Below are 6,658 nucleotides of genomic sequence, written 5' to 3'. Positions count from 1 at the left end.
ACGCTGGCCGAACGCAGGCTTGAATCCGTGGGTAACCCGGCAGGACGCCGGGTTAGCCGCGCTGGGCCAAGGATGGCCCATCGCGGCGGCCCACGGATTCAAGCCGGAGTGAGGGCACACCGAGCCTGGGCGAGGTGCCGAGTGTTGGGGCAAGAGCCCTTTTGGTTACTTTTGGGGCTCTTTTCCAAAAGTGACCCGCCGTAAGGGCGGAACCATAAGCGGCCGTTACCGCAGCAACGGATATACACCCGATCATCGGCTATAGTGCCCCCCAACTCTGCAAAGGAACCCCCTGCGTGCGTATAGCGCTTTTATTATCAGCCTGCCTGCTATGCCTGAACGCCCAGGCCGCCCCGGTGGACGTCGCCAGCCTGGACCGCAGCACCTGGCCCGAAAAACTCGCCAGCCCCGCGTTGTTCGACGTCGCCTCCCGCGCAGAAGTCCTGATGTTCGCCCACAGCCTGCTGGCCAGCGAAAACCAGGACGAACCCGCGCTCAAACAGCGCCTGGGCCTCAAGATCATCAACCTGGCCGCCGTCGACGACCTGCGCCGCCAGCTCTGGCAACGCCTGCTGGAGAACTACACCGTCGCCCAGCAGAGCTGCGAGGAAGATGCGTCGTTCTGTTACCTGGTAGAGAGCATGGACGACCTGCGCGAACAAGCCGGCAAGTTCGAAGTCAGCGACAATTCCTTCTATATAGGCTGGGCTGCCCCCAGCCGTGCCTTCCATGAGCGCTACCTGGACGAGCTGCTGCGCAAGGCCGCGTTGTTCCCGCAGATCAGCAGCGAAGTCGCCCGCTTTGGCGACCATGAGCGCAACGGCGATGAATTCAACGACCGGTTGTTCCTGCTGACCTTCGACGGCGGCCCGGCGCCGGTCAGTGGCAACACCGACTGGCTCACCGATTACCTGCGCAAACAGAAGATGAACGCCACGTTCTTCGCCCTCGGCAGCAGCCTGCAAACCCGTGTGGAGCGCAGTTCGGTCGCCGATGTACAGGCGCTGTACCAGGGCCAGTGCGTGGGCACCCAGGGCTGGCAGTACCGCTCCCATAGCCATTGGGTCGACTGGCAAAGCTCCATCATCCGCAGTGCCTCGCTGGCGCAGAATCTGATGCCGGAAAACTACCTGCCCTTGTTCCGCCCACCCTATGGCCAGCGTCGCGCCGACAGCCAGGGCTTCTTCCAATCCCAGGGTTTGCAGGTGGCATTGTGGGACATCGATTCCCAGGACGAGCCGGGCAAACTCAAGGCCGATGAATCGGCGCAGCGGGTGCTGACATTGATGCTGCTGTGGCGCAAAGGGGTGATTGTGTTTCACGACACTCAGGACAAGGCGCGGGTCGCATTGCCCCTGTTGTTGCAGGCAACGGCGCAGAGTGGCTTGGGTTGGCAGGACTGCCGCGAGGCGTTTCGCTGAAGTGCCCGGCCCTGTTGGGGTTAGGGCGAAATCGGGGTGATTTCGAGGGACATTTCGATGCAGGCGGACTTCCGACTTTAACGGGGTATATGGCACTCGGCTAGTGCTATTCGTCATCCTGAAAAATAAACTTCAAAAAAGCGTCAAAGTGCTTTTTCCTGTCATGGGTTTTGCGGTATTACGAAGTCAGATCGCCGAAACCTGCAACACAGGTGGCGTCTTCCAAGACTCCTCCTGTGGGCACTGCGCTTGACGTCACTCAGGTGCAGTCGGTGGTCGAATCGAGGCGCAGCACCGCCCAGGTATTGCGTCGACTGGCTCCCACAAAGGTGACCGAGTATGGATGATCATGGACGTAACCCTTCTTCCGACCAGCCAATCCTTTATGTGCTTGATACCAACGTACTGATCCACGATCCGAACGCGCTGCTTAACTTCGAAGAACACCACGTCGCCATCCCGATGATCGTGCTTGAGGAGCTCGACAAACTCAAAAGCGGGCACCACAGCGTTGCCGCCGAATGCCGTCAGGCCATCCGTCTGATCGACAAGACCCTGGGCGAAGCGTCACCCGAGGACGTTGAAGTCGGCGTCCCGATCCAACGTGGCAAAAGCGGGCCCAAGGGCTTGCTGTCGATTCTGATGAGCAAGCGCAGCGAGCCCAACAGCCTGCTGCCGGAAAATCTGAACGACAACAAAATCATCAACCAATTGATCGACCTGCACGCACGCGACAAGGACCTGCGCCTGGTGCTGGTGACCAAAGACATCAATATGCGCCTCAAGGCACGTGCGTGTGGGATCGCTGCCGAGGACTACAGTACCGACCAACTGGTCGATGACGTGTCGATGCTGTCGCGTGGTTATCACACGGTGACCGGCTCGTTCTGGGACCTGGTCAGCAAAGTCGAAACCCGTCAGGACCATGGCCGCACCTGGCACCAGGTACAGTTGATCGACAACTTGCCGGCTGTACACATCAACGAGTTCATCATCGACGAACAGGGTTTTGTGGGCTGGATCAAAGAGATTCAGGTCGACAAGCTGCTGATTCTCGACCTGCATCAGGAACCCCTGTTGCACCAGGAAGCCTGGGGCCTGAAACCGCGTGATATCTACCAGAGCCTGGCGCTGTACGCGCTGCTCGACCCGGACATCCACCTGGTCAACCTGACCGGCGCTGCGGGTTCGGGGAAAACCATCCTCGCCCTGGCTGCCGCGATCGAGCAGACCATGGTGACCAAGCGCTATCGCCGCATTATCGCCACCCGCAGCGTGCAGGGCCTGGACCAGGAAATCGGTTTTCTGCCCGGCACCGAAGCGGAAAAAATGGAGCCGTGGCTGGGGGCGATCACCGACAACCTCGAAGCCTTGCACATGGATGATGAAAACACCCATGGCAGCGTCGACTACATCCTCAGCAAAGTGCCGTTGCAGTTCAAATCCCTCAACTACATCCGAGGTCGCAGCTTCCAGCAAAGCCTGATTTTGATCGATGAATGCCAGAACCTCACGCCGCACCAGATGAAAACCATCATCACCCGTGCCGGCGCCGGTTCCAAAGTGGTGTGCCTGGGCAACCTGGCACAGATCGACACCCCTTACCTGTCCGCGACCAGCTCCGGGCTGACGTACCTGACGGAACGCTTCAAGGATTTCCCGAACGGCGTGCACATTGCGCTGCAAGGGGTGCCACGCTCGATTCTGGCCGAATACGCCGAATCGCACCTGTAAACGCGGTCAATGTGGGAGGGGGCTTGCTCCCGATGACGGTGTCACATTCAACAGCCCTGTTGACTGACCCACCGCCATCGGGAGCAAGCCCCCTCCCACTTGGTTTACAATCGGTGCTCCTGATCAGGAGTATCCCTGTGCTGACCCATCTCGATTCCCAAGGTCGCGCCCATATGGTCGACGTCACCGACAAGTCCGTGACGTTCCGTGAGGCGGTGGCCCAAGCGCGCGTGCGCATGCTGCCCGAAACCCTGCAAATGATTGTCGACGGCGCCCACCCCAAGGGCGACGTGTTTGCCGTGGCCCGCATTGCCGGGATCCAGGCAGCCAAGAAAACCAGTGATCTGATCCCGCTGTGCCACCCGCTGATGCTCACGGGCGTCAAGGTTGAGCTGAGCGCCGACGGGGTCGACAGCGTGCTTATCGTGGCGCGCTGCAAGCTGTCCGGGCAGACGGGCGTGGAGATGGAAGCGCTGACGGCGGCCAGTGTCGCTGCGCTGACGATCTATGACATGTGCAAGGCGGTGGATCGCGGCATGACCATCGAAAGTATTCGCCTGCTGGAAAAACTCGGCGGCAAAAGCGGGCATTTCAAGGCGGACCAGGCATGAGCATCAACGTACTGTTTTTTGCACGCTACGCCGAAGCGACAGGCTTCGATTCACTGGAGATGGAAGGTGAATTCGCCACCGTCGAGGCGGTGCGCCTGGCGCTGGCCGCTGACCCGGAGTTTGCGGTGCTGAACGAATCCAGCCTGATGTGTGCGCGCAACGAAGAGCTGTGCTCGCTGGACGAGCCTGTGCAGGCGGGTGATGAAGTGGCGTTTTTCCCACCTGTGACCGGAGGCTGAACATGGCCATTCGCGTACAGGCCGAGGCGTTTGACCCAGGTTTGGAGGTGAACGCCATGCACGCGGCCAATGTGGGCGTGGGCGCGGTGGTGAGTTTTGTCGGCTATGTGCGCGACTTCAACGAAGGCCGCGACGTGTCGGGGATGTTCCTGGAGCACTACCCTGGCATGACCGAAAAGGCCCTGGGCAAGATTGCCGTCGAAGCCGAGCAGCGCTGGCCACTGCTCAAGCTGGAGATTGTGCACCGTGTCGGCGCGCTGGAACCGGGCGAGCCGATCGTCTTCGTTGCGGTGGCCAGTGCCCATCGCCAGGCCGCGTTCGATGCCTGTGCATTCGTGATGGACTATCTCAAGACACGTGCGCCGTTCTGGAAGAAAGAAAATACCAGTGAAGGGCCACGCTGGGTGGAAGGGCGCCACAGCGACCAAGCTGCCGCAGACCGCTGGAAGTCAGGCTGATACAAAAGCAAATGTGGGAGGGGGCTTGCCCCCGATAGCGGTGTCACATCCAGCATCTCTGCTGACTGACGCACTGCCATCGCGGGCAAGCCCCCTCCCACCTGTTTACTGTGTTTCAGGCTTGAGGGCGTTTGCGCTCCACGGCCCGCAACAGATGCGTCGGCGGCGTCTCACAGCTGATCTTGCGGCCCAGCAGCGTCTCGATCGACGGCAACTGGTACGAATCATCCTCGCCGGCAAAGCTGATCGACACACCCGCAGCCCCCGCGCGGCCTGTACGGCCAATGCGGTGCACGTAGTCGTCCGGCACTTCGGGCAGGGTGAAGTTGATCACGTGGCTGATGCCGTCGATGTGAATCCCGCGTCCGGCCACGTCGGTGGCCACCAGCACACGAATCTTGCCTTCGCGGAAACCTTCCAGCGTCTTGATGCGCTTGTGCTGCGGCACATCGCCCGACAGTTGCGCGGCGTTGACGCCGTCGCGCACCAGGCGTTCTTCGATGCGGCGCACTTCGTCCTTGCGGTTGGCGAACACCATCACGCGCTCCCAACCATTGTCGTTGACCAGGTTGTAGAGCAGCTTGTACTTGTCGGCACCGGCCACGGCGTAGATGTGTTGTTCGACGTTTTCGCTGGCGACGTTCAGCGCCTCGATCTCGACGATGGACGGGTCGGTGGTCCACTGCTTGGCGAGGTTCATCACGTCTTCGGTGAAGGTCGCGGAGAACAGCAGGGTCTGGCGTTCGCTTTTCGGCGGCGTCTGGCGAATGATCTGGCGCACTTGTGGGATGAAACCCATGTCGAGCATGCGGTCGGCTTCATCCAGCACCATCACTTCGACCATGTCCAGGTGCACGTCGCCGCGCTGGTTGAAGTCGAGCAGGCGGCCGGGAGTGGCTACCAGGATGTCGCAATGACGGGCTTCGAGGTGTTTGAGCTGCTTGTCGAAGTCCATGCCGCCCACGAACGTCATGACGTTGAGGCCGGTGTACTTGGTCAGGTCGGCGGCGTCCTTGGCGATCTGCACCACCAGCTCGCGGGTCGGGGCGATGATCAGCGCGCGCGGCTCACCCATGTAGCGTTCCTTGGGCGGCGGCGTCTGTAGCAGCTGGGTGATGATCGAGATCAGGAACGCGGCGGTCTTGCCGGTGCCGGTCTGGGCGCGGCCAATCGCGTCTTTGCCCGCCAGGGTGAAGCCCAGCACCTGCGCCTGGATCGGCGTGCAGTACGGGAAGCCGAGGTCCTGGATGGCGTGCATCAGTTCCGGGGCGAGTTTGAAATCGTGGAAACGGGTTTTGCCTTCCTGGGGTTCGACGACGAAGTCTTCGAGTTTCCAGGGGATCACGGGCGGTTTAGGCGCACGTTCGCGGCGCGGGGCCTTGGGCGCGGGCGCTGCGGCGACCTCAGCAGGTTGTGCCGGCTCCGGCGCTGTCACCGTCGGCGGCTTGGGCTGGACGACCGGTGCGGTCCGGCCGGGCTGTTGACCGTCATTGCGGCTGCCGGTAGTCGGGACAGGAGCACTGGGAACAGGCGCGAGCGGCTCAGCCTCGCTTTTGCCGAACATCTTCTTGAGTGCTTTGAGCACGGTGATCTCATTAATTGGTTAAGGAATATACGCCGGGCAGTGTAATGCAAGAATCGGGCGCGGCGTAGTGCGTCTGTCATACGGCTACATAAACGCTGGTTTTCAGCCCAGGCGAGCGCTTAGCCAAGTGCCGATATCGCGTATCTCCTCGGGTAACACTTCGTGCCCCATTGGGTATTCCTGCCATGTCACGGTGACACTACGGGTCTTCAAATGCTCATAGGCGGTGCGGCCCATGGCGTTTTGGACGACGTCGTCGTACTGCCCGTGCAGGCACAGGGTCGGAATACGCTGCTGGCTGGCCGACAACTCCATCTCGTCGCTGAACGTGGGGGCGTAAGTCGAGAGGGCGATTACGCCACCCAGTGGGCCCTGCCAATTACGGAACGCGGTGTGGAAAACCACTGCGCCACCTTGGGAAAAGCCTGCGAGGAAAATTCGCGAGGCGTCTATTCCGGTTCTTTTCTGCGCCTCGATCAAATCGGTGACCATTGCTGACGATTCTTCCAGCTCTTGCAGGCTGATCGAACGGGCCGGGCTCATGGCCTTGATGTCGTACCAGCTGGGCATCTCGTAGCCGCCGTTGATAGTCACCGGGCGGGTGGGGGCC

7 protein-coding genes are annotated in these 6,658 nt (G+C 61.0%); 5 read left to right on the top strand and 2 right to left on the bottom strand.

Annotated features, from left to right (window positions below):
* The first annotated feature begins 296 nt into the window (after nucleotides 1-296).
* The 5 genes from GIW02_RS26715 to moaE all read left to right on the top strand — a co-directional run bounded on the left by GIW02_RS26715 (nucleotide 297) and on the right by moaE (nucleotide 4,463).
* On the top strand, nucleotides 297-1,421 hold the full coding sequence (locus GIW02_RS26715; RefSeq protein WP_236419244.1) for a polysaccharide deacetylase family protein: 1,125 nt from the start codon (nucleotides 297-299) through the stop codon (nucleotides 1,419-1,421).
* 339 nt (nucleotides 1,422-1,760) lie between these two features.
* The gene (locus GIW02_RS26710) at nucleotides 1,761-3,155 is read left to right on the top strand and encodes a PhoH family protein (protein WP_012722339.1); all 1,395 of its coding nucleotides are present in this window, start codon (nucleotides 1,761-1,763) and stop codon (nucleotides 3,153-3,155) included.
* A 137-nt stretch (nucleotides 3,156-3,292) separates the two neighbouring features.
* Nucleotides 3,293-3,766: a cyclic pyranopterin monophosphate synthase MoaC gene (gene moaC / locus GIW02_RS26705; protein ID WP_236419246.1), complete on the top strand. Its 474-nt coding sequence runs from the start codon at nucleotides 3,293-3,295 to the stop codon at nucleotides 3,764-3,766.
* Nucleotides 3,763-4,005: a molybdopterin converting factor subunit 1 gene (moaD, locus tag GIW02_RS26700; RefSeq protein ID WP_236419248.1), complete on the top strand. Its 243-nt coding sequence runs from the start codon at nucleotides 3,763-3,765 to the stop codon at nucleotides 4,003-4,005. The genes moaC and moaD overlap by 4 nt, the downstream gene beginning before the upstream one ends.
* A gap of 2 nt (nucleotides 4,006-4,007) precedes the next feature.
* Complete coding sequence (gene moaE / locus GIW02_RS26695; RefSeq protein ID WP_236419250.1) at nucleotides 4,008-4,463, top strand: molybdopterin synthase catalytic subunit MoaE; 456 nt, start codon at nucleotides 4,008-4,010, stop codon at nucleotides 4,461-4,463.
* Between the two features lie 115 nt (nucleotides 4,464-4,578).
* On the opposite strand, the gene rhlB is transcribed toward moaE, so the two are convergent.
* Together rhlB and GIW02_RS26685 are read right to left on the bottom strand one after the other, a co-directional pair.
* On the bottom strand, nucleotides 4,579-6,054 hold the full coding sequence (rhlB, locus tag GIW02_RS26690; protein WP_236419253.1) for an ATP-dependent RNA helicase RhlB: 1,476 nt from the start codon (nucleotides 6,052-6,054) through the stop codon (nucleotides 4,579-4,581).
* Nucleotides 6,055-6,150: 96 nt separating this feature from the next.
* On the bottom strand, nucleotides 6,151-6,658 hold a 508-nt coding region (locus GIW02_RS26685), incomplete at its 5' end, for a dienelactone hydrolase family protein (RefSeq protein WP_236422209.1).

The organism is Pseudomonas syringae, assembly GCF_021606685.1.
In the GTDB taxonomy this organism is placed as follows: Bacteria; Pseudomonadota; Gammaproteobacteria; order Pseudomonadales; family Pseudomonadaceae; genus Aquipseudomonas; species Aquipseudomonas syringae_R.
The sequence above is the reverse complement of the archived record's forward strand: the minus strand, read 5'-3'. Positions and strand labels throughout refer to the sequence as shown.

Coding starts and splice junctions, on each gene's coding strand:
- moaD (WP_236419248.1), top strand. CDS start 3,763: ATGAGCATCAACGTACTGTTTTTTGCACGCTACGCCGAAGCGACAGGC.
- moaE (WP_236419250.1), top strand. CDS start 4,008: ATGGCCATTCGCGTACAGGCCGAGGCGTTTGACCCAGGTTTGGAGGTG.
- GIW02_RS26710 (WP_012722339.1), top strand. CDS start 1,761: ATGGATGATCATGGACGTAACCCTTCTTCCGACCAGCCAATCCTTTAT.